Raw genomic sequence first — 22,416 nt, forward strand, 5'->3', positions numbered from 1 at the left:
ACTTGCGGAGGCTTCGCAATCCTGTGGTTTGCAAAAAGTGGGCAGGGACGGAATCTGACCGATGAGTGAGCAGTCGCCGAACGGCGTGGGAGATGGCGCAGGCGTGGCGGTCGTGGCGGAAAGCGGAAACAACAGGGGCAACCCGGCCAGAACGGCCGGCCAGAGGGCCTATCTGGCGATCCGTGCCGGCATCCTCGGCGGAACCTTCCCGCCCGGCGGCTTCATCGAGGAAGGCCAGGCATGCGAACTGACGGGCGTCTCGCGCACGCCCGTCCGCGAGGCGCTGACCCGCCTGGCGAGCGAGGGGTTCGTCGAGATCCATCCGCGCCGCGGCGCCATGGTGCGGTCGCTGCGGGGCTCGGAACTGTGCGACCTGCACGAGGTGCGCTGGATGATCGAAAGCCATGCCATCCGACGCATCTGCGAGGATCGGCGCCGCATTCCCCGCCGGCTTTACGCCATCTGCGCGACCCGGGAGGCCGCACCCGCAGACGATCTCCTGACCAATGTCGAGATTAACACGGAATTCCATCACGGCATCGTCGAGACCGTCGGCAACAGCGTCCTCACCAAGGCCTATGAAGGGCTTCATGCCAGTCTCAGCCGCGCCAGCATGCTGTCCCTGCAGCTGAAGTTCGGCGATACCGACCTCATCGACGTCGAACACCGGGAGCTGCTCGACGCGCTGTCGGTGCACGACGCCGAGTTGGCGCTCGCCATTCTCCAGCGTCACCTGCGGCCGATTCCGCATCTGATGGCGGCGCTGCCGTGACGACGATGCGACGGCACCGCGCGAAGGCCTGTGAAACGGTCCGTCGACCGGGCCGGTCGCCCGCCATCCGCTGCCCGGCCGGTATCGCCCCGCCTTTGCAGGCCACATCCCGAGACAAGGCGTTCGCCCCGTGAATTCTCCTCTCTTCACCACCTCCAAGATGCCGGCGACGGGCACCGGCGGCATGGTCGTCACGAACCATCCGCTCGGCTCGGCCGCCGGCTTCGAGATTCTGGCGGCGGGCGGCAACGCCGTCGACGCGGCGGTCTCGGCCCTCTTCGCGCTTTGCGTGGTCGAACCGATGATGGTCGGTATCGCCGGCGGCGGGATCATGCATCTGAGGGACGCCGACGGCCGGCACTTGATCGTCGACGCACTCGCCCATGCGCCCGCCGCCGCCCATCCCGGGATCTACACGCCGGTCTCGGACGCGCCGCCGGACTACATGGAGACAAAGGACCGGCGCAGCGCCCTCGGCCCTTCCGCGGTGGCGGTGCCCGGAAACCTCGCCGGCTGGTGCGACACGCACCGGCGCTTCGGCAGGCTGCCCCTCGGCGACGTCCTCGCACCGGCCATCCGTTTCGCCGAGCGCGGCTTTGCCATCACCCATTATCTCGCCGGTGCGATCGGCGAGAATGCCGACGACCTTGCCCGCGACGGCGCGATCTCCACGCTGCTGATGCCGGACGGTGTCCCGCTCGCTCCCGGCGACCGGCTGGTGCAGGGCGATTTCGCCGAAACCCTGCGGATCGTCGCGCGGCAGGGCGCCGCGGCGTTGCATGGCGGCGAACTCGGAGCGGCGCTCGCGGAACGCATCGCCACCGGCGGCGAGGACGCCGGCTGGCTGACCCTCGACGATCTGCGTCGCTATCTCCCGCGCGAGCGCGAGCCGATCGTCGGCAGCTATCGCGGCCACCAGGTCTTCGGCCCGCCGCCGCCGGCCTCCTCGGGCGTCCACGTCACGCAGATGCTGAACATCGTCGAGGGCCGGGACGTCGGCGCGATGGGATTCGGCACGCCGGATACGCTGCATCTGATCGCCGAGGCGATCCGCATCGGCTTCGAGGACCGCCGCGCCGCCAGCGGCGATCCGGAATTCGTCGACATCGACGTCGAAAAGCTCGTCTCCAAGGACTATGCCCGGCAGTGCGAAGCGCGGCTGCGCCGGCGTGGCGGCCCGGGCTCTGCTTCGGGCGAGGGGAGAGAATCCGCCGACACCACCCATGTCACCGTCGCCGACAGGGACGGCCTGGTCGTCAGCGCGACCCACACGATCAACGGTCTCTTCGGGGCGAAATTCGTCGTGCCGGGCACCGGCATCATCCCGAACAACTACATGATGAACTTCGACCCGCATCCGGGCAAGGCGCTGTCCGTCCAGCCCGGCAAGCGCGTGCCGACCTCGATGGCGCCGATGATGGTGCTGAAGGACGGCCGCATCCGCTGGGCGCTCGGCCTTCCCGGCGGGCTGAGGATCTTCCCCTCGGCGTTTCAGGCGATCGTCAACCTGATCGACCACGGCATGGACGTCCAGAGCGCCATCGAGGCGCCGCGCATCTGGACCGAGGGGCAGGAGCTCGAGATCGAGCCGGCGCTTCGCCCGATGCAATCCGAGCTCACCCGGCGCGGCCATCTGGTCAAGCCGGTGCCGCATGTCGGCGGCGGGATGAACGCGATCGAATTCGCCGCCGACGGCGCGATGACGGGCGCCGCCTGCTGGCGGGCCGACGGCACAGTCGCGGCGCTCGGCGGCGGTCTGACGAAGGCCGGGATCCGCTTCTGGCCGGACCGCACGCCGCCCGTCGCCGGCTGATCACGCCGCGCCGCATTTCCGGTGCGCGTCAGGCATGCGGCGGCAATGCCGCTCCCGCGCGCTTTGCCTCCAGCCAGTCCCTGGCGCGGTGATAGCGCAGCGAGAGCTGCGGCCCGAAGCCCATGTAGAAGGGCGCGGCGCGTTGCGGTTCGAGCCGCAGCGCGAGATCCTTTCCGGGAACGTCCATCGCCCATTCGGCGAGGATGCCGCCGAGCATCGAGCCGGTCGGAACGCCGCGGCCGGAAAGGCCGGTCAGGCCGACGACGCCGGGCGCGAGGTCGTAGAGCCGCGGTACCGTGCGATACTGCATGTCGAGTTCGCCGAACCAGAGATATTCCCAGCGAATCTCCTCAGCGATGTCGGGGTGCAGCCAGGTCAGCCGGTCGCCGAGCACCTTTCGCGTATAGGCGAGGTCCCTGCCGCGGCGGCCCATCGGGAACATCGAGGCGACGATCCGCCCCTCGCGATTGTACTTGTAGACATAGATGTCGCCGCGCCCGTCATGCATCGTCGTGTTGCGCGGCAGCACCTTGCGGCGCGTCTCCTCCGACAGCGGCTGGGTCGCGGCGACGAAGACGCGCATGATCTTGAAGGTCTGGTCGAGCTTCGGCCATCCGTCGACGGTGTAGGCGCCCGTCGCGAAGATCACCTTCTCGGCACTCACCGCGCCCTTCGGCGTCGCCACCCGCCACCTGCCGCCCTCGCGCTCGACCGATTTCGCCGGCGAACTCGTATAGAGCCGTGCGCCCTCCTGCATGACGGCGCGGGCGAGCCCTCTCGCATAGCCGAGCGGATTGAGGTGGCCGCCCTCCTCGTGCAGCCAGCCGGCCATCAGGCGCGGCGAGCCGGTGATCTCGCGGGCCTCGTCGGCATCGAGAAGCCGGGTGCGGGCGCCGGCGGCGTTGTACTCGTCCACCTTTTCCTCGAGCCTGCGGACCGTCGAGGGCTGCAGCGCCCCCATCACGTAGCCGTTCTGCTGCCACTCGCAGGCGATCTGATAGTCGCGGATCATCGCCCCGACCCGGTCGTTGGCGCGGGTCTGACGCTGGATCAGCCGCTCGGCCCAGGGCTCGCCGAGCATCTTGCGCAGTTCGCCGAGCGAATAATGGGTGAAGGTCGGGGTGCAGTGGCCGGCATTGCGCCCGGATCCGCCGAAGCCGGCTTCCATGGCTTCCAGCACGACGACGGAGACGCCCTTTCTGGCAAGCTCCAGCGCCGTCGTCAGGCCGGAGTAGCCTGCGCCGACGATCGCGACGTCGGCAGTGATGCTCTCGTCGAGCGCGCGGGTCTTCGGCGCCGGCTCCGCCGTGGCGTACCAGAGGGAGGTCTCGAACGGCGAGAAGCGGCTCATGGCGGCGCTCTTTCAGCTGATGTCGCTGCGGGCGTCGAGCGCATCGCGCAGGCCGTCGCCGACGAAGTTGAAGCCGGTGACGGCAAGGGTGATCGCGACGCCCGGCACGATCGCCAGCCAGGGCGCCGAGGCGAGATACTGCTGGGCGCCGTTGAGCATGTTGCCCCAGCTCGGCAGCGGCGGCTGGATGCCGTAGCCGAGGAAGCTGACATAGGCTTCGAGGAGGATCGCCCGGGCCACGGTCAGCGTCGCCGCGACGATGATCGGCCCGATGGCGTTCGGCAGCAGCTCGCGGAACATGATCTGGCTGTTCGACAGGCCGAGGGTGCGTGCCGCCAGGATGAAGTCGCGCTCGCGCAGCGACTTGATCTCCGCCTCGACGATCCGGGTGATCTCCATCCAGCTCGTCGCGGCGATGATCAGGGTGATCATCATCGGACTCGGCTTGATGAAGGCGGCGAGCGCCAGGAGTAGGAAGATGCTCGGAAACGACAGCATCGCGTCGACGAAGCGCATCAGGACGGCGCCGATCTTGCCGCCGTAATAGCCGGCGACGATGCCGATCAGGCTGCCGAAAACCGTCGAGATCAGCATCGCGGCGAAGCCGACGAGGAGCGAGATGCGGCCGGCCATGAACAGCCGTGCGGCGAGGTCGCGTCCCAGCGGATCGGTGCCGAAGATGTGCGGCCCCGAGAAGGGCGGGGAAAACCGCGCCCGCAGGTCGATGTAGAGGTCGTCGAAGGGCAGGAGATACGGCCCGAAGACGCAGGCGAGCACCAGGATGACGATGATCGCCAGGCCGAACAGCGCCAGCCTGTGGCGCAGGAAGCGCCTGACGGCGCGTCGCTGCCACCAGCGCGGGGCGGGGGCGGGGTCGATCTTGAAAGCCATGTCGGTCATGTCGATCCCCTCAACCGAGCCTGATGCGCGGATCGATGACCGCCACCGCGATGTCCGCCATGAGATTGCCGATCAGGACGAGGATCGCCGACAGCATCAAAAGACCCATCACCACCGGATAGTCGCTGTAGCCGAGGCTATCGAGGAACAGCCGGCCCATGCCGGGCCAGGTGAACACCGTCTCCGTCACCAGCGCCCCGCCGAGAATGGTCGGCAGCTGCAGGCCCAGCAGCGTGATCATCGGCACCAGCGCATTGCGCAGGATGTGGCGCATCAGCACGGCAAAGCGGGTGAGGCCCTTGGCCCGCGCGGTCCTGACGAAGTCCTGGTTCATCACGTCGAGCACCGCCGTGCGCATGTAGCGGCTCCAGACGGCGACGTTGACCAGCGCGAGGACGAGGCTCGGCATGATCAGGTGGACGGCATAGTCGAGCACCGAGCCGTCGCCGATCGTGTACATGTTGCCGGCCGGCAGCCAGCCGAGCCGCAGCGAGAAGAGATAGATGGCGATCAGGCCGAACCAGAAGGTCGGGATCGACAGCGCCACCATCGCCCCGACGGTCGCGGCATAGTCGAAGATCGAGTAGCGGCGGATGGCGCCGAGGACGCCGACCCACGTCCCGATCAGCACGGAGATGAGCGTCGAGGTGCCCATCAGCAGAAGCGTCGCCCAGAGATGGCTGCCGATCACCGCGAGCACCGGCTGGTTGTCGCGGTAGGAGCGCCCCCAGTCGCCCTGCAGCAGCCGGGTGAACCATTCCCAGTATTGGACGGGGAGCGGCCGATCGAGACCCATCTGGTGGGCGATGCGGGCAAGCTGCGCCTGGGTCATGCCGGGCGTCAGGGCAAATTGCGACAGCGGTCCGCCGGGCGCGAGGTTGAGGACGGCGAAGCCGATCACCGAGACGATGACGAGGAGTACGAGGCTCTGCCAGAGCCGTCCGAAAAGAAAGCGCAGCATCGTCGGGTTCGCTTCCGCAGGATCGGCCTCGGGGCGCGGGCGCCACAGGGCGGGGTGGGACGATTGACGAAAGAGCCACGGCCGACGGGGTCATCGGCCGTGGCGGGACATGCCTACTTGTCCCAGTACCAGGTGCCGACGTCCCAGCTGTCGATGCGCACGTTGACGTTCGGCACGACGCCCTCGACGCCGTCCTTGTGGCCGCGGACCGTGGCGTACTGGAACATCGGCAGGAACGGCAGGTCCTTGCGCACCACCTCCTGCAGCTTCACGTAGGCGGCCTTGCGCTCCTCGGTGACGAAGGTTGAGCCGCCCTGCTTCAGAAGCTTGCCGACCTCCTCGTTCTCGTACTGCCAGGTATTCTGGCCGGCGCCGCCCTTGGCGGGGATCGAAGTCGGGGCGAGATAGTTCGACACGTCCGGGTCGGAGCCGGTGAGGAAGTTGATGCCGACGACGACGGAGTCGAACTTCGACATCATCCAGTATTCGCCCCACATGACCGCCGGCGGCAGGTTGGAGATCGACATGTCGACGCCGATGTCCTTGAAGGACTGCTGGATGAACTGCTGGGCCTGTTCGCGGATGTGGTTGCCGGCGGTGGTCGAGTTGGTGAAGGCGAGCTTCACCCCGTCCTTTTCGCGAATGCCGTCGCCGCCGGGTTTCCAGCCGGCTTCGTCGAGCAGGCTCTTGGCCTTCTCCGGGTCGTATTCGTGCTTCGGCAGGTCGGCGTTGTAGTAGGCCGACTGCTGCGGCATGAAGGTCTCGGTCGGCGTCGGCAGGCCGTAATAGAGCGCGTCGATGATCGTCTGCTTGTCGAGCGCGTAATAGAGCGCCTGGCGGACCTTCGGATCCTGGAACTGCGGCCGGCCCATGTTGAAGGAGAGCGACTCCACCGTCGCGGCCGGAACGACGGCGACGCTCTTGCCGGGCAGATCCTTGGCTTCGGCGTATTTGTCCGGCGTGATCCACTGCAGCCCGACGACGTCGATGTCGCCGGTCTTGAACTGGGTGTAGAGCACGGTGAGATCGGGGATGTATTTGTAGATCACCCGTTCGAGATACGGCCCCTTGCCGAAATAATCCTTGTTGGCGTCGAGGGTGATGTGGTCGCCGGCCATGCGCTCGGCCCATTTGAACGGGCCGGTTCCGATGGGCGCGTTGTTGAACGGCGCGTTGTTCGGATCGATGTCCTTGAAGGCGTGCTTCGGCACGATGAAGGTCGCCGCGAGGATCGAGGGATAGGGCGCATAGGGGCTCTTCAGGTCGAAGGTCAGCTCCGTCGGCGAGACGACGGTCATGTTCTCGACCAGCTCGTGGCCGTCGCGCCGCCAGCTCTTGAAGTCGGGATTGACCAGCAGCTCGATGGTGAACTTGACGTCCTCGGCGGTGAACGGCTCGCCGTCGTGCCATTTGACGCCGTCGCGCAGCTTGATCTTCCAGTGCAGGCCGTCCTTGGAGATGCCGCCGTTCTCGACGCTCGGCACTTCCGTCGCCAGCGCCGGCTGGAACTCGCCCTTCTCGTCGACGATGAACAGCGGGTCGAAGATCGAGAAGTGGATGCCCTCGTCCACTTCGATATGCGGCATGTGCGGGTTGAAGACGGTCGGCTCCTGGGAGAACCCGATGATCACCTGGCCGGTCGGCTCGGAGGGCGGCGCGGCGAAGGCCGCGCCCCTGCCGAGAAGCCCCGGCGCGACGAGGCCTGCGGCCGATGCCCCCATCAGCGTGAGGACGCGTCGCCGCGACGGGCGGAACCACGAGGGGGTATGATCGTCTGCCATCTGCTTGATCCTTTCGTTGGGGGTCTGCCTGCGATCCTAGAACCCGCTGATCGGGCGCACCTTCGAGCCGTCGGTGAAGCGGGAGAAGCGGAACTCGCCCGGGTCGACGACCGGGGTGCGGTTCGTCACGATGTCGGCCATCAGGCGGCCGGCGCCGGGGCCGATGCCGAAGCCGTGGCCGGAAAAGCCGGTGGCGACGTGGAAGCCGGGGATCTCGTCGATCGCGGAGATCACCGGGATGGCGTCGGGGGTGACGTCGATCCGGCCGCCCCAGTGCTGCGCGATCTCGGCCTTGGCGAAGGCCGGAAAGGCCCGGCTCAGCTCGGCGAGCGCCTTCTGGGTCAGGCGCTTTTCGGGCTTCGGATCGAGCACGCGGCAATATTCGAAGGGGCTCGCCTCGTCGAGCGACCAGGTCTTCGGCATGCGCGCCTCTTCGAAGAAGCGCGTGGAGAGTCGGAAATTCAGGGAATTCCAGTCCTCGCGCAGCGCCGGGAGAAAGCGCCGGGCGTAGCGGAAGGAATTCGGCACGATGTCGACGACGTTCTCGTGGCCGCAGGCGATCGTGTAGCCGCCGTCCTTCCTCTTGCGGCAGGCAAAATCCTTCGCCCAGATCGCCTGGTCGGGGCCGCCCTCGAGCGGCTTCGTCCGCATGACCGAGGCGAGCACCGTCAGCTGCGGCAGGTCGAGGCCGTAGCGGCCGCAGAAGAGGTTCGACCAGGCGCCGCCGGCGAGCACCACCGAGGAGCAGGCGATGCGGCCGCGCTCGGTGACGACGCCCGAGACCCTGCCGCCGCTCGTCTCGATGCCCCTGACGGCGCATTCGGTCAGGATCGCCGCGCCCTTGTCGCGGGCCGCCTCGGCGATCGCCGGGGCGGCGATCTGCGGCTCGGCCCGGCCGTCGGCGGGGGTGTAGAGCGCGCCCTTCACCTTGAACTGCGCCTCCGGGAACATCGCCTCGAATTCGGAGGCGCTCAGCATGCGCGACTCGATCTGCCAGGGTTCGAGATGGCGGATCCAGTTCGTGTAGTTCTGAACGTCCTTGTCGTTCGCGCAGGTGAAGACGATGCCGGAGCGGGTGTAGCCGGTCGCGCGGCCGGTGCGCCGGTCGAGGTCGCGCCAGATGCGCAGGGCCTCCGCCATCAGCGGCACCTCGCGCGGATCGCGGCGCGAGATGCGCACCCAGCCCCAGTTGCGGCTCGACTGCTCCTGGCCGATGCCGCCCTTCTCGCAAAGCGCGACGCTGACGCCGCGCTCGGCGAGTTCGAGCGCCGTCGAGACCCCGACGATGCCGCCGCCGATGACGACGACGTCGACCTTCTCGGGCAGGTCGAGATCGCCATGGACGGGTGTTACGAAAGGACCGGGCATTTCAGTACTGTTCCTCGAGCTGGCAGTTCACGGCGAATTCGGCGACGCTCGCCGTGTTGGAGAGGCCGATCAGCATGGCGACGATGCCGGCGAGTTCGTCCGGATCGGTCATCGCCGTCTCGCCGAGATCGGTGATCTGCCGGGCCATGTCGGTGGCGACGAAGCCGGGGCAGACGGCGGTGGCGCGGATGCCCCGGTCGAAACCCGCCTGGCGGATCGCATGGGACAGCGCCACGGCGGCGAACTTGGTCATCGCGTAGAGGCCGGATTTTGCGGATTTCACCCGCTTGCCGGACAAGGATGCGAGGATGATCACCCGGCCGCGCCCGCCGGCGGCCAGCGGCTCGAAGGCCGCCTTGACCATGCGGCGGGGCGCCTTGACGTTGACGGCGAACATCGCGTCGAGGTCTTCGTCCTCGGCCTCGACGACCGACTTCGGGATCATCACGCCGGCATTGGCGATCACCGCGTCTATGCGGCCGAAGCGCTGCATCGCCTCGGCCACCCAGGCGGTCTCGCTTGCCGCCAGCGCGTCGTAGGCGAAGAGATGCGTCTGCCCGGGATCGACGCCCTGAGGCATCGCGGCATCGCGCATGCCGAGCGACAGCGCCCAGCCGTCCCGCGACAGCCGCCGCGCGACGGCGAGGCCGATGCCGCGGCTGGCGCCAGAGATCATCGCGACCGGTCTTGCCGACACGCCGTCATCCCTTCTGCTGGTTGCTCTTGACGACGCGCCAGTAGATCCCGCGCAGGAGATCGATGACCTGGGCATATTCCTCGTCGGAGATGTCGTGGAAGAAATCGCGGGACTGGCGGACGATCGCCCGCACCTCGTCCGCCAGCTTCTCGCCCTTTTCGGTCAGGTGCAGCGCCTGGACGCGGCCATCGGCGACGTCGGCTTCGCGGCGGATGAGGCCCTGCTTTTCCATGTCGCCGAGCACCCGCGCCATCGCCGAGCGGTCCTTCATCGCCGCGGCGGCGATCATCGACGGTCGGATGCCGGGATGACGGCCGATCAGGAAGAGCGCCGTGATCCTGCCGGTGCCGTGCGCCACCTCCAGCCCTTCGAGCCGGGCCTCGAGATCGCGGGTCACGGCGAGGTTGAGGGAGCGGATGAAGAAGCTCAGCGTGTCGTCGAGGACGCCGAGATCGACATCTTCGACACGCGTCACCGCAGCGCTCGGATCGCTTTTGCCAGCCGTCATCGCGGCTCCGGAAGCTTGGAAAGGGTGTGCCGGTGTGCCCGCCCGGCAGCGCCCGGACTGGCTTGCTATCGACGCCGACTATCGAAAATATGATGGACGATGTCAATCAGTTTTGCTTGCGATTTCGGCGTTTCTCAAAATGCCAAATCTTTGTGCATTGCGGTATTCTGGCGGGCAGGAAACAACTGCGCACACGTGCTCAGGCGCGCCGCGACAAACGATGCCGGGAAATGGATGGCCGGCGGTTGCGCCGCAAAAAGGCGGCCGCCCGAGCGGCCATCCGCGGCCATCCGCGGCCGCACCGGGGCGACGGCACCTGCCGAAAGCCGGGACTGGATTCGGTCGTAACGCCGTGCGGTATGGAACGGTTTGCAGCGCCATCGCCGCGTCCCGAAGGAGGCCCCGACGGGGCTCCGCGCAGGCTCAGGCGGGCGTCCCGCTCATCGACCCGTGGATGCGCGGACGGTTCGGGCCTCCTATCCGCCGCCGGCCGGGCGGTCGTCTGGCGGTCAGGCGGCGTTTTCCCACCGTCCGCCCGGGATCGCGGCGACCAGCGTCCGCGTATAGTCGTGCTGCGGATCGTGGAAGACCTGCGCCGGCGGTCCCGCCTCCACCATCCGGCCGTTCTGCATGACGACGATCTCGTCGCAGATCCGGCTGGCGATGCGCAGGTCGTGGGTGATGAAGATCATCGCGAGCTTCATCTCCTCCTGGACCTCGGCGAGGAGATCGAGGATCTGGGCCTGGACCGACACGTCGAGGGCCGAGACGGCCTCGTCGGCGATGATCAGCTGCGGATCGAACATCAGCGCCCGGGCGATGCCGACGCGCTGGCGCTGGCCGCCGGAGAATTCGTGCGGATAGCGCTCGAATGCCGAGGGATCGAGCCCAACCCGCGAGAGCAGCTTGTGGGCCCGCGACTTCGCCTCGCGATAGGAGACGCCGTGCGCCATCGGGCCGGCGGTCAGGATGCGCCCCACAGTCTGGCGCGGATTGAGCGAGGCGAAGGGATCCTGGAACACCATCTGGATCAGCGGGCGATGGCGGCGGAATTCGGCCTCCGGCATGCCGGCGACCTCCTGGCCGTTGAAGGTGATCGAGCCCCCGTCGGCGTCGAGGATCTTCATCAGGAGGCGGCCGAGCGTCGACTTGCCGGAGCCGCTCTCGCCGACGATGCCGACCGTCTCGCCCTTGCGGACGCTGAGGCTGACGTCGTCGACGGCCTTGACGGTGCGCGCCGGCTTGAGAAAGGCGCCGGGCAGCCGGAACACCTTCTTCAGGCCGCTCGCGGCGATGACGACCGGCGCCTGGGTCGCGGCGAGCGCCTCCGCCTCGCCCATCCGCGGCACCGCCGCGATGAGGCGCTTGGTGTAGGGATGGCTCGGCGCGCCGAGGACCCGGTTCGCCGGCCCTTCTTCCACCATCCGGCCCTTCTCCATGACGATCACCCGGTCGGCGATGTCGGAGACGACGCCGAAGTCGTGGGTGATGAACATCACCCCCATGCCCTCTCTGCGCTGGATCTCGCGGATGAGATCGAGGATCTGCGCCTGGGTGGTGACGTCGAGGGCCGTCGTCGGCTCGTCGGCGATCAGCACGGCCGGCTCGAGCGCCAGCGCCATGGCGATCATCACCCGCTGGCGCTGGCCGCCGGAAAGCCGGAACGGATACTGCCGGCGGATGACCTCGGGGTCGGGAAGGCCGACCTCGGTGAGGAGTTCGACGACCCGGGCCTTCGGGTCGATCGTCCCGCGCAGCCGGTGCGCGTCGATCACCTCGGCGATCTGGTCGCCGATGGTCATCAGCGGATTGAGGGCCGAGAGCGGGTCCTGGAAGACGATCGAGACGATGCGCCCGCGAATGTCCCGGAGTTCCGCCGCGGCCATGCCGAGAAGATCCTTGCCGCGCAGGAGGATGCGCCCGCCGGTGATCGTCAGCGCCTCGGGCAGCAGCCCCATGATGGCGTTGGCGGTGACCGACTTGCCGGAGCCGGACTCGCCGACGATGCAGAGGATCTCGCCGGCGGCGAGGTCGAAGGAGACGTCCTCGACCGCAAAGTCCCGGTCCATTCCCGCCGGCAGCGAGACCGTCAGTCCCTCCACGCGAAGCAGGGGCGCGTCGGCCGTCGGGGTTTGCGACATCGTACTCTCCGTCCATTCGCCGCAGCCTCTCCGGAAAGGCGAGGCCGCAAGCCATTCGTTGTTTGAGGGCGCAGGCCGGCCCAGGCAGGCAAGGGCCGGCCAGGGCCCGCAAGCGCCGGACAGGCCGTGGCAGGGCGACCGCTCGAAGCCGGATACCAGAACCGGCCGGCGCAGCGCGAAGGAGACGGTCGCGTCGCCGGTCGGATCGCAATCCGGTCGAGGACATGCCGCCGAACGCCTGGCTGGTCCTTGCGAAGCGTATCCGTCAGGCACGCATCCGGAAAGCCCAAAGTTTATGCATAGGCTGCCTGCGTTCGCGACGGCTGGACCGGTCACGGCCGACAACACGTCGAGATCGGACAGCGGGCCCTCCTCCCTGGTCGAGGCGGGCGCGCGCCTCGATGCGGCGCTTCGGGCGGGGGCACGGATCGGACCCGTCGCGCGCCGGCCGGCGATCAGGCCGCAGGCTTCGTCGCGCCGAGCGAGACGGCGAGGGGGATCTTCGCAACGCCCGCCGGCAGGGCGTAGAGGCCGTCGCCGGCCTCGACCATGCCGGGAAAGGCCCGCCAGGCCAGCCGGTCGTGCTCGTTGAGAAAGTCGAGGCGGAGCCCTGCGCCGAGCACCGCCGAAACCACCTCCGACACGGGATGCAGCCATTCGTAGTTTCGGCTGTTCTCCAGCCGGCGGCCGTCGCCGGTGTAGGTCGTCTCCGCGTCGAAGACGAGCGGGGCATCGGCCGGCGTCGCGCGGTCGAAGGTCGCGACCAACCGTCCGTCCTCGAACTCCATCTGGTTCATCACCGGATGGCCTTCGAGGAGATAGAGGCGCCCGCCCGGCCTGAGCAGCGCCGCCACGACCTTCGCCCAGCGGCGGATGTCCGGCAGCCAGTTGATCGCGCCCCAGGTGACGAAGGCGAGATCGTAGGTCTCGCCGAGCGCTTCCGGCGCGTCGTAGAGCGAAGCCTCGACGAAGCGCGCCTTCGTGCCGGCCCGTTCCGCGAACTCCCGCGCCGCGGCGATCGACTTCGGCGAGAAGTCGAGGCCGGTGACGCTCTTCGCCCCGAGATGCTTCAGCGACAGCGTGTCGAGGCCGATGTGGCACTGCAGGTGGACGACGTCCAGACCGGCGGGATCGCCGATCTCCTCCGCCTCGATCGCATGCAGGCTCGATCCGCCGGCGAGCACCGCGGCGATGCGGTATGAGCCGGTCGTGTCCGTCGAATGAAGCGCTGCCCGCTCGTCCCAGTTGGCGCGATTTTCGTCGAAGAAGCTCTGCACGGCGGGCGCTCCGGTGGCGATCGCCGGAAGATCGCACGGGGCCGGTGGGAACTGAAGCCGGCTGCCGACGCGGTGCGCGTTGTCGTTCCCCGCCGCCGCCCGGCCCGACAAAGGCCACAGCCCCAAACGCAGAAAAGGCGGCCGGAGCCGCCTTTCGAAAACCTTTTCGCCGTCGCCGAACTTATTCGGCGGCGGTCTTGGCCGCTTCCTTCTCGGCCTTGATGCGGTCGCGCTCCTCGGCGGCGACCTGGCGGGCGTCGTCGTTCAGCTTGCGGGCGCGGGCGTTGGTCGCCTCGACGATGCGGGCCGACTTGCCGCGGCGATCGCGCAGGTAATAGAGCTTGGCGCGGCGGACCTTGCCGCGGCGCACCACCTCGACCGATTCGAGCATCGGCGAATAGACCGGGAAGACGCGCTCGACGCCCTCGCCGTAGGAGATCTTGCGGACGGTGAAGTTTTCCTGCAGCCCCGAGCCGGAGCGGGCGATGCAGACGCCTTCATAGGCCTGGACGCGGGTGCGGGTGCCTTCCGTGACGCGCACGTTGACGCGCACCGTGTCGCCGGCGGAGAACGCCGGAATGCTGCGGATGGCCTCGATGCGGGCGGCCTCGGCGGCCTCGAGTTCCGAGATGATGTTCATGGCATAGCCTCAATTCGTTTCACGCCGGGGTAACTCGCAACCCGACATGGCCGCCGTGACGGTCAGGTTATTCTGAGGAAATCGGCTGCGCTCTTATACGGCTTCGGCCGGTTTGTCACTACCAGGGCGCCCCGTTTTTGCCGGGTGCGTCGCCGCGCCGCCGGCACGGCGCTCATCCGAGGCCGGCAAAGCCGAGAAGGAGCAGCGAGACGCCCGCCATCACCCACAGCGTGAAGGCGCGGTTCCAGACGAGGCCGACGGTCAGCGCGCTGGTATGGCCGAGCCGGCCGACCAGCAGCGTCGTCGCGGTGAAGGGCGAGGTGGCGCCGGCGAGCGCCCAGCCGGCGGTGATCGCGGCGGCGAAGAGATTGGGCGCGATGCCGAGCGAGGCGGGCGCCGGCAGGAGCGGCGCCAGCATCGAGACCGAGAGGATCGGGTTCATGCCGAGCTGCCCGAGGATCGGCACGACGAAGACCGGCGCGACCAGCACCAGCCAGGTCGGAACGCTCGAAAGATCGAGCGCGCGGCCGGAGGCGAGCGGCTGGATCAGCGCCGCGCCGAGCGTGCCGATCACCCCGGCCATGACGAGCAGCACCAGTTCGGAGCGGTAGGAGGGAAGCTCGACGAAGGCGAGCCGGCGGACGCGCCGCGCGGTTTCGGAAAGGTTGCCGCTGACATGGGCGATCCAGGCGACGGAGATCAGCGGCACGAACAGCGTGACGATCGAGGTGACGGCAAGGCCGGTCAGATATTCGAAGCTCCCGACGAGGGCGAAGAGCAGGACCAGCAGTGCGACGAGCGGCGCGAGGTCGCGATAGCTGCCGATCGGGTCGGTGCGCGGCGGCGGCGGGCCAGAGAGCTTCGGCTTGTGGATCGTGTCGAGCGCCCAGCCGGTGACCATGAAGAGGGCGGCGACGAGGAGGGCGTAGGGGGCGAGGCCGCCCCAACTGCAGCCGGCGACGACCGTGGTGGTGATCGCCGTGGCAAAGGCCAGCGGCGACCAGCAGAGCGAGGCGCAGAGGCCGCGCTGCACGGCGAGCAGCATGCGGCGGTTGCGGATCTCGCGGATCTCGGCATTCGCCTCCTTGCCGGCGATCGCCTCGGTCAGGCCGCCGAGGAGCGTGATCGAGCCGTAGTTGAGGATCAGCGCGAAGAGGTGCCCGCCGACGGTCAGGGCCGCATAGCGCTTGCCCGGCGGCTGGCTCGCCAGATACTGGCCGCAGCGTTCGATCGCCGGCGAGGCGGAGGCGGGATTGCGCAGGCTGGCCAGCGCCACGAAGAAGGTGGCGATGAAGGCGCCCTGCGTCGCCGCCTTTTCGAGCACGTCCGGCCAGTCGGGAAGCAGCGCGACGGCCGCCGCCGAAAGGACGAGGCCGATCCCGACGAAGGCCTTGCGGGAAAACGGCGCGAAGGGCGTCGCGACGACGATGAAGGCGAGGAGGCCGACGGCCGCGACGGGGGCGGCCGGCCCGACGCCGAACCATTCGTGGATGATGACGGCCAGCCAGAGGAGGACGAGCAGGCTGCCGAGGGTCTTGTCGAGCACGGGCTGGACCAGGCGGGCGGGACGGGATGGCCGGGCGGGACCGCCGGCGATGTCTGAGAGCCGTTACATAACGCCGTTGCCGGGCCGCGCAAGAAACGCCCGAGGGAGCCTGTCGCCCGCCTCGTGCATGGCTTCTTCTTCGGCGCGGCGCGGCGCGGCGCTGCGAGGCGCGGCGAGGCGCTGCGATCGCGATCGGCGTTGCGGGAGGGCCGGGGCGGGGCTATCACGCCGCGATGCTCACCGTCGCCGCCTTCTACCGCTTCCTGCCGCTCGCCGACCTCGCCACCCACCGGGCGGAGCTTTCCGCCCTTTGTCGCACGTACCGGCTGCGCGGCACGATCCTGATCGCGCCGGAGGGCGTCAACGGCACGGTGGCCGGCGAGGAGCGGGCGATGGCGGCATTCCTCGCCGGGCTTTCCTCCCGCTTCGGCCTGACCGAGGACGACCTGCGCATGTCGGCGGCGGCCGACTGGCCGTTTGCCCGGATGAAGGTGCGCATCCGCCCGGAGATCATCACGCTCCGGGACGAGAGCGGCGACCCTTTGGAGAAGACCGGCATCCACGTCGCGCCGCAGGACTGGAACGACCTCGTCGCCGATCCTGGCGTCGTTCTCCTCGACACCCGCAACCGCTACGAGACGCGGGTCGGCAGCTTCGCGGGCGCCGTCGATCCGGAGATCGACCGCTTCACCGATTTCAAGCGTTTCGTCGAGGAGCGGCTCGATCCCGGGAAAACGCCCAGGGTGGCGATGTTCTGCACCGGCGGCATCCGCTGCGAGAAGGCCTCGGCCTTCATGCTGGAGAAGGGCTTTGCCGAGGTCTACCAGCTGAAGGGCGGGATCCTCTCCTATCTCCAGACGGTGCCCGCGGCGGAGAGCCGCTGGCGCGGCGACTGCTACGTCTTCGACGGCCGTGTGGCACTCGGCCACGGCCTCGCCGAGACGGGCTGGACCGCCTGCTTTGCCTGCGGCGCGCCGTTGTCGGAGGCAGACCGCGCTTCGCCGGAGTTCGAGGAGGGCGTGTCGTGTGCTGCCTGCGCGGGCGAGCGGCCTGAAAGCGAGGTCGCGGCGCTGCGCGAGCGGCATCGGCGGATGACGGCGGGCGAGGGGTAGGACGGGAGCGCGCCGTTCTCCGCTGCCGTCGATGAGGCGTTCCATTCTGCCCCGGGGTGAAGGCTTCGACCGGCGCGCCGCGGGCCGGAAGCAGTCTCCTGCTTGGCGCGGCCCGTCATCGCTTGATCGGCCCGGAAGGTCATAGGACATGCAGCATGGAACGAGCTTTGCTCCTCATCCTGCCTCACCGTCTCGTCTTGGCCTGATCTCTTGCACGAAAGCGGTCGTGAGGTTCGATATCCTGCCCTAACTGCCGCCGCCCTGCTCCGTGCCCTGCTGCAACGGCTCGACGCCGTCCGAAGGGGTCCGATCGCCCTGCAGGAGCACGATGCCGATCGCGATCCCGATCGCGACGATCGCAAGCAGCACATAGCCGCGCGTTTCACGGCGCTTTCGACGCGACGGATACTTCTCTTCAGGCTCCATGGCGCAATCCCCGTCGCGTCAAATGCCGAGTGTCGCAGGACACTCCTGGCTGCGGGAGGGGTCAGACGCCGTTGCCCCGCCCCGATGGTCGTTCATGCGTCGGACCCGGACGGCATCGCCGCCGAAGCCGTCGTTCTTCCGTCTCGAAGCGCCCTCGCTGGGGAAATGTCCCGCAGCACAGGAGAGGTGAATAAACGCACGGCCGGCGCTGGGCTCATCGACGCCGAAAGCTTCCGATCGGCTGTCGCGGCCCGTCGCCGCTATTCCTTCTTTCCGCCGATCGGCTCCGTCGCATGGCGCTTGATCAGGGGCAGCTGGGTCATCATGAAGATCACCGTCAAAGGCATCACCGCCCAGACCTTGAAGTCGACCCAGACGTCGTCGGCGGTCTGGCCCGGCCCGTAATAGGCATCGGCGACCTGCCAGACGACGATGTTGAGGATCGCGAGGAAGACGAAGAACAGCCCCCAGCGGAAGGTCAGCTTGCGCCAGCCCTCGTCGTCGAGCTTGAAGGCCTGGTCGAAGACGTAGCCGAGGAAGGATTTGCCGAACAGCAGGCCGCCGAGCAGCGCCCCGGCGAAGAGGGCGTTGATGATGGTCGGCTTCAGCTTGATGAAGGTCTCGTCCTGCAGCCAGAGGGTCAGTCCGCCGAAGACCAGGACGACGAACCCCGAGACCAGCGGCATGATCGGCAGCGTCCGCGTCACCACCCAGGAGACGGCGAGCGCGATCACCATCGCTGCCATGAACAGCGCCGTCGCGATGAACAAGGGCCCGCCGAGATCGGCGAGGATGGGGAAGGCGTGCGCGAGCTCTTCGCCCTTCGAATTGGCGAAGAAGAAGACCAGCAGCGGCCCGAGCTCCAGCGCGAACTTCAGGAACGGGCTCATCTCCTTGCGGCCGGGCTCGTTCGGGGCGTCTTCGATGATGTGTTCGGACATGTCGCGATGATCGCCTTTTTCAGTATCGTCATCCAGGGCTTTGGCCGGGATCCGTTCCAGATCGGCAACGAAGGCCGCTCGGCCGACGCGGGCTCACGGTCTTGAACGGCCAGACCGCTGACATGGCTTGGAATGGATCCCGGCTCAAGGCCGGGGTGACGAACCTCGGTGAACTTGCCGGTGGTTTTATGACGATGCCGCCGGGGCGCCGGCTCAGGTCACCGGCAGCCCGGCGATTGCGCCGGCGAAATCCTTCGCCTTGAAGGGTTCGAGGTCGTCGATCCCCTCGCCGACGCCGACAAAATAGACCGGCAGGCGGTGTTTTGCCGCGATGGCGACGAGGATACCGCCGCGCGCCGTGCCGTCGAGCTTGGTCATCACCAGGCCGTTGACCCCCGAGACGTTGCGGAAGATCTCGACCTGGCTGAGCGCATTCTGCCCGGTCGTCGCATCGAGGGTCTGGAGCACCGTGTGCGGCGCGTCCGGCTCGCGCTTCGACAGCACCCGGTTGATCTTTTCGAGCTCGGCCATCAGCTCGGCCTTGTTCTGCAGCCGGCCGGCGGTGTCGATGATGAGAACGTCGGAATCGTTCTCCAGCGCCCGGTCGTAGGCCTCGAAGGCGAGGCCCGCGGCATCGGCGCCGATCTGCTTGGCAACGACCTCCGAGCCGGTCCGCTCGCCCCAGATCTTCAGCTGCTCGACGGCGGCGGCACGGAAGGTGTCGCCGGCGCAGAGCGTCACCTTCAGCCCGGCGCGGGTCAGCTTGGCGGCGAGCTTGCCGATGGTGGTCGTCTTGCCGGTGCCGTTGACGCCGACGACGAGGATGACGTGCGGCTTCTTCTCGAGGTCGAGTTCCAGCGGCAGGGCGACGGGCACGAGGGTCTTTTCGATCTCCTCGGCAAGGATGCGGCGAACCTCGGCACCGGCGATCTCCTTGCCGAAGCGGCCTTCCGACAGACGGTCGGTGATCCGCATCGCCGTCTCGACGCCGAGATCGGCCTGGATCAGCACGTCCTCGAAGTCCTGCAGCGTATCCTCGTCGAGGCGGCGCTTGGTGAACAGCGAGGTGATCGAATCAGTGAGCTGGCTCGAGGAGCGCGACAGGCCGAGGCGCAGCCGCTCGGCCCAGGAGATCCGCGGCGCCGGGGCGGCGGCCGGAGGCGGCGCGGCCCGCTCGCGCAGGCGAAATCCGGAATCGCCGGGCAGCGGCGCCCGCGGCGGCGCGGCGGGAACCGCCGGCCCCGACGGCTCGGTACGACGGTCTTCCTCCTCCTCCGGCGGCAGATCTTCGTCGAGCCAGGAGAAGTCGGCGTCGTCCTCCCCGCCCGATGCCTCGTCCTCCTCGCCGGGCTCCGCCGGCTGGATGCCGACATGGTCCTCCTCGCGGGCGGGCTCGACTTCCGGCGCGGCGGCTTCTGCCGCCGCGGAGGGTTCGCGGCTCGCGGTCTCCACGGGTTCGACGCGCTCGTCGAGGAAGGAGAAGTCGGCCGGGCTCTCGGCGATGGGGCCGCGCGTATCGAGGAAGGAGAAGTCGTCGTCGTCCCCGGCGTCGCCGTCCGGCTCGTCCGGGTCTTCCGGCCGGTCGGCCTCAGCCCGGTGGGCGGCGATGTCCGCCGGCGCTAGCTCCAGCGGCTGCGGACCGCCGAAGTTTTTTTTTGAGCCTCGCCGGCCGGGCCGGTTCCGGTCGTCGCCTCGGTCTGCGCGGCTCGCTCGCCGAGCGGGGTGATGCCGCCTTCGTCGGACGGCGGGGCTCCCGCCTCGGTGTCGGCGACGGAGCTCGCCGCCGCCTGCGGCCGGACCTCGGGATCGGGTGCTTCCGGCCGGCCGAGTTCGGTGTCGGAGGGGCGGGGCGTTTCGCCGTGGTCCGGCGTGCGCGCCTCTTCGCTCGCCGTGCCGAAGGAGAAGATCCGCCGGAAGAAGCCCTTTTTCTCAGCCATGCCCGTCCTTCGTTCCCTCGGCCGACGGCGCAGGGCACTCGCGGCCCGCATCCGCCGGCCGGGCGATCGCCATGCCGTCGGCGACACCGGTCAAGATAGCGTCGACGATCTCGCCGGGGAGGCCGGCGTCGATGCGACACAGGGTGAAATTCTCCGCCCGGCCAAGTCCTTCGCGCTCGACGAGGAGGCTCTGCCGGCTGCCGACGAGGCGGGCGAGATGCGCGGCATGGGCCGCTTCGCCGGCGGCGCGCAGCCGCGCGGCGCGGTGCTTGATCACCGCCTTTTCAAGCTGCGGCATGCGCGCGGCCGGCGTGCCGGCGCGCGGCGAGAAAGGGAAGACGTGCAGATAGGTCAGCCCGCATTCCGCAACGATCGAGAGCGAATTCTCAAACATCGCCTCGGTCTCGGTCGGAAAGCCGGCAATGATGTCGGCGCCGAAGACGATGTCGGGGCGCTTTTCCCGGATCTCGGCGCAGAAGCGGATGGAGTCGGCGCGGCCGTGCCGGCGCTTCATGCGCTTCAGGATCATGTCGTCGCCGGCCTGCAGCGAAAGATGCAGATGCGGCATGAACCGCTTCTCCGAGGCCACCGCCTCGACCAGCGCCGCGTCGGCCTCGATCGAATCGATCGAGGAGAGCCGCAGCCGCTTCAACTCCGGGACGCGGGCGAGGATCGTCTGGACGAGCCGGCCGAGCGTCGGGGCGCCGGGAAGGTCGGCGCCCCAGCTCGTCATGTCGACGCCGGACAGCACCACTTCATGATAGCCGGCCGCGACCAGCCGCTGCATCTGGTCGACGACGGCGCCCATCGGCACCGAGCGGGAATTGCCGCGGCCATAGGGGATTATGCAGAAGGTGCAGCGATGGTCGCAGCCGTTCTGGATCTGCACGATCGCCCGGGAGCGGCCCTCGATCGCGTCGATCATGTGCGACGCGGTCTCGGTGACGCTCATGATGTCGTTGACGCGGATCTTCTCCTCGGCCGAAACGCCGAAGTCAGGCAGCCGGGCATAGCTGCCCGACACGAGCTTCTCGCCATTGCCGAGGACGGCATCGACCTCGGCCATCTCGGCGAAGCGCCCGGGCTCGGTTTGGGCGGCGCAGCCGGTGACGACGATCCGCGCATCCGGGTTCTCGCGCCGCGCCTTGCGGATCTGCTGGCGGGCCTGGCGCACCGCCTCGGCGGTCACCGCGCAGGTGTTGAAGACGATCGCGCCGCGCCCGTCCTCGCCGAGCCCGGCGGCTTCCGCCTCGCGCTTCATCACCGCCGACTCGTAGGTGTTGAGCCGGCAGCCGAACGACACCACTTCGACGCCCATCAGCCGATCTCCCGCTCCTCGGCGGCATCGCGCTGAAAGTCTCCGGTCTCGGGGTCGAGCCGGCCGGACCATTCCCATTCGGCCGGGCCGGTCATGATCACGTGGTCGTCGTCCCGCCACAGGATCGACAGCGTTCCTCCCGGCTGGGTGACGGCGACCGCGCGCCCGGTGCGGCGGGTGCGCGCGGCCGAGACGGCGGCGGCGCAGGCGGCCGATCCGCAGGCCCGGGTCAGCCCGGCGCCGCGTTCCCAGGTGCGCATGGTGAGCGAGGAGGGCGAGGTGACCCTGGCGATCGAGATGTTCGCGCGCTCGGGAAAGATCGGGTGGTTCTCGAGGATCGGCCCGAAGCGGTCGAGGGCGAAGCCGTCGACGTCCTCCTTCACCCAGAACACCGCATGCGGGTTTCCCATCGACATGACGGAGGGCGAATGCAGCACCGGCGCGTCGATCGGCCCGATCTGCAGCTCGATGGCGCGGGTGTCGCGGAATTCCTCCGCGAGCGGGATGTCCTGCCAGCCGAAGCGCGGCGTTCCCATGTCGACGCTGATCGTGCCGTCGGCGTGCTCCTCGGCGAGGATCAGGCCGGCCCGGGTCTCGAAGGTGAAGCGCGACCGGCCGGTCTCGGCCGACAGCGCCTGGACCACGCAGCGCGTGCCGTTGCCGCAGGCTTCCGCCTCGGAACCGTCGCAATTGAGGATGCGGACATAGGCGTCGGTGCCGGGCGTCGCCGGACGGTGGATCGCCATGATCTGGTCGAAGCGGGTCTCCGTCCGCGCCGCGAGGGCGCGCGCCGCCTCCGGCCGCACCCGCCCGGTCGCCGCGCGCAGGTCGACGACGAGGATCTCGTTGCCGCAGCCATTCATGCGGGCAAAGGGGGCAGTGATGTTCGCCAAGGCTTTCGGACCGGACGCTGGAGGCTGAATTCAC

20 protein-coding genes are annotated in these 22,416 nt (G+C 68.7%); 3 read left to right on the forward strand and 17 right to left on the reverse strand.

Annotation, left to right across the window (positions count from 1 at the left end):
* Nucleotides 1-61: 61 nt before the first annotated feature.
* Together J1C47_RS15290 and ggt are read left to right on the forward strand one after the other, a co-directional pair.
* The gene (locus J1C47_RS15290; RefSeq protein WP_207351650.1) at nucleotides 62-772 is read left to right on the forward strand and encodes a GntR family transcriptional regulator; all 711 of its coding nucleotides are present in this window, start codon (nucleotides 62-64) and stop codon (nucleotides 770-772) included.
* 160 nt (nucleotides 773-932) lie between these two features.
* A complete protein-coding gene (gene ggt, locus J1C47_RS15295; protein WP_207351755.1) occupies nucleotides 933-2,585 on the forward strand; it encodes a gamma-glutamyltransferase in 1,653 nt (550 codons plus the stop codon).
* Between the two features lie 28 nt (nucleotides 2,586-2,613).
* Here the strand turns inward: ggt and J1C47_RS15300 are convergent, their stop codons facing one another.
* From J1C47_RS15300 to J1C47_RS15350, 11 genes are all read right to left on the reverse strand, one after another.
* Nucleotides 2,614-3,936, reverse strand: a complete 1,323-nt coding sequence (locus tag J1C47_RS15300) for an NAD(P)/FAD-dependent oxidoreductase (protein WP_207351651.1) — start codon at nucleotides 3,934-3,936, stop codon at nucleotides 2,614-2,616.
* Nucleotides 3,937-3,948: 12 nt separating this feature from the next.
* The gene (locus J1C47_RS15305) at nucleotides 3,949-4,836 is read right to left on the reverse strand and encodes an ABC transporter permease (protein ID WP_207351652.1); all 888 of its coding nucleotides are present in this window, start codon (nucleotides 4,834-4,836) and stop codon (nucleotides 3,949-3,951) included.
* A 10-nt stretch (nucleotides 4,837-4,846) separates the two neighbouring features.
* Complete coding sequence (locus tag J1C47_RS15310) at nucleotides 4,847-5,797, reverse strand: ABC transporter permease (protein ID WP_207351653.1); 951 nt, start codon at nucleotides 5,795-5,797, stop codon at nucleotides 4,847-4,849.
* A gap of 113 nt (nucleotides 5,798-5,910) precedes the next feature.
* Nucleotides 5,911-7,578: a peptide ABC transporter substrate-binding protein gene (locus J1C47_RS15315; RefSeq protein ID WP_207351654.1), complete on the reverse strand. Its 1,668-nt coding sequence runs from the start codon at nucleotides 7,576-7,578 to the stop codon at nucleotides 5,911-5,913.
* 36 nt (nucleotides 7,579-7,614) lie between these two features.
* Nucleotides 7,615-8,946, reverse strand: coding sequence for an NAD(P)/FAD-dependent oxidoreductase (locus tag J1C47_RS15320; protein WP_207351655.1), 1,332 nt, complete (start codon nucleotides 8,944-8,946; stop codon nucleotides 7,615-7,617).
* Nucleotide 8,947: 1 nt separating this feature from the next.
* Nucleotides 8,948-9,643 carry an SDR family NAD(P)-dependent oxidoreductase gene (locus J1C47_RS15325; RefSeq protein WP_425354570.1) on the reverse strand — a complete coding sequence of 232 codons (696 nt, stop codon included), beginning with the start codon at nucleotides 9,641-9,643 and terminating at the stop codon, nucleotides 8,948-8,950.
* 4 nt (nucleotides 9,644-9,647) lie between these two features.
* Nucleotides 9,648-10,151, reverse strand: coding sequence for a MarR family winged helix-turn-helix transcriptional regulator (locus J1C47_RS15330; RefSeq protein WP_207351657.1), 504 nt, complete (start codon nucleotides 10,149-10,151; stop codon nucleotides 9,648-9,650).
* 509 nt (nucleotides 10,152-10,660) lie between these two features.
* A complete protein-coding gene (locus J1C47_RS15335; RefSeq protein ID WP_207351658.1) occupies nucleotides 10,661-12,292 on the reverse strand; it encodes an ABC transporter ATP-binding protein in 1,632 nt (543 codons plus the stop codon).
* Nucleotides 12,293-12,747: 455 nt separating this feature from the next.
* Nucleotides 12,748-13,569, reverse strand: a complete 822-nt coding sequence (locus tag J1C47_RS15340) for a methyltransferase (RefSeq protein ID WP_207351659.1) — start codon at nucleotides 13,567-13,569, stop codon at nucleotides 12,748-12,750.
* Between the two features lie 181 nt (nucleotides 13,570-13,750).
* Complete coding sequence (gene rplS / locus J1C47_RS15345) at nucleotides 13,751-14,209, reverse strand: 50S ribosomal protein L19 (protein WP_207351660.1); 459 nt, start codon at nucleotides 14,207-14,209, stop codon at nucleotides 13,751-13,753.
* A gap of 172 nt (nucleotides 14,210-14,381) precedes the next feature.
* On the reverse strand, nucleotides 14,382-15,755 hold the full coding sequence (locus J1C47_RS15350; protein ID WP_342591998.1) for a hypothetical protein: 1,374 nt from the start codon (nucleotides 15,753-15,755) through the stop codon (nucleotides 14,382-14,384).
* Between the two features lie 233 nt (nucleotides 15,756-15,988).
* On the opposite strand from J1C47_RS15350, the gene trhO reads away from it, so the two are divergent.
* Nucleotides 15,989-16,867 (forward strand): oxygen-dependent tRNA uridine(34) hydroxylase TrhO, encoded by an 879-nt coding sequence (gene trhO, locus J1C47_RS15355; RefSeq protein WP_207351661.1) that lies wholly within the window; start codon nucleotides 15,989-15,991, stop codon nucleotides 16,865-16,867.
* Nucleotides 16,868-17,113: 246 nt separating this feature from the next.
* Here trhO and J1C47_RS15360 read toward each other — a convergent pair whose 3' ends face one another.
* From J1C47_RS15360 to dapF, 6 genes are all read right to left on the reverse strand, one after another.
* Nucleotides 17,114-17,293 carry a hypothetical protein gene (locus tag J1C47_RS15360; protein ID WP_207351662.1) on the reverse strand — a complete coding sequence of 60 codons (180 nt, stop codon included), beginning with the start codon at nucleotides 17,291-17,293 and terminating at the stop codon, nucleotides 17,114-17,116.
* Nucleotides 17,294-17,553: 260 nt separating this feature from the next.
* A complete protein-coding gene (locus J1C47_RS15365) occupies nucleotides 17,554-18,234 on the reverse strand; it encodes a septation protein A (protein WP_207351663.1) in 681 nt (226 codons plus the stop codon).
* A 213-nt stretch (nucleotides 18,235-18,447) separates the two neighbouring features.
* On the reverse strand, nucleotides 18,448-19,863 hold the full coding sequence (ftsY, locus tag J1C47_RS15370) for a signal recognition particle-docking protein FtsY (RefSeq protein WP_245396604.1): 1,416 nt from the start codon (nucleotides 19,861-19,863) through the stop codon (nucleotides 18,448-18,450).
* A complete protein-coding gene (locus J1C47_RS15375; protein WP_207351664.1) occupies nucleotides 19,854-20,171 on the reverse strand; it encodes a hypothetical protein in 318 nt (105 codons plus the stop codon). The genes ftsY and J1C47_RS15375 overlap by 10 nt, the downstream gene beginning before the upstream one ends.
* Nucleotides 20,164-21,489: a tRNA (N(6)-L-threonylcarbamoyladenosine(37)-C(2))-methylthiotransferase MtaB gene (gene mtaB / locus J1C47_RS15380; protein WP_207351665.1), complete on the reverse strand. Its 1,326-nt coding sequence runs from the start codon at nucleotides 21,487-21,489 to the stop codon at nucleotides 20,164-20,166. Before mtaB ends, J1C47_RS15375 begins: the two co-directional genes overlap by 8 nt.
* Nucleotides 21,489-22,352 carry a diaminopimelate epimerase gene (gene dapF / locus J1C47_RS15385; protein ID WP_207351758.1) on the reverse strand — a complete coding sequence of 288 codons (864 nt, stop codon included), beginning with the start codon at nucleotides 22,350-22,352 and terminating at the stop codon, nucleotides 21,489-21,491. Before dapF ends, mtaB begins: the two co-directional genes overlap by 1 nt.
* Nucleotides 22,353-22,416: the final 64 nt, after the last annotated feature.

Origin of the sequence: Jiella sonneratiae (assembly GCF_017353515.1) — a bacterium.
GTDB classification, from domain to species: Bacteria; Pseudomonadota; Alphaproteobacteria; order Rhizobiales; family Rhizobiaceae; genus Jiella; species Jiella sonneratiae.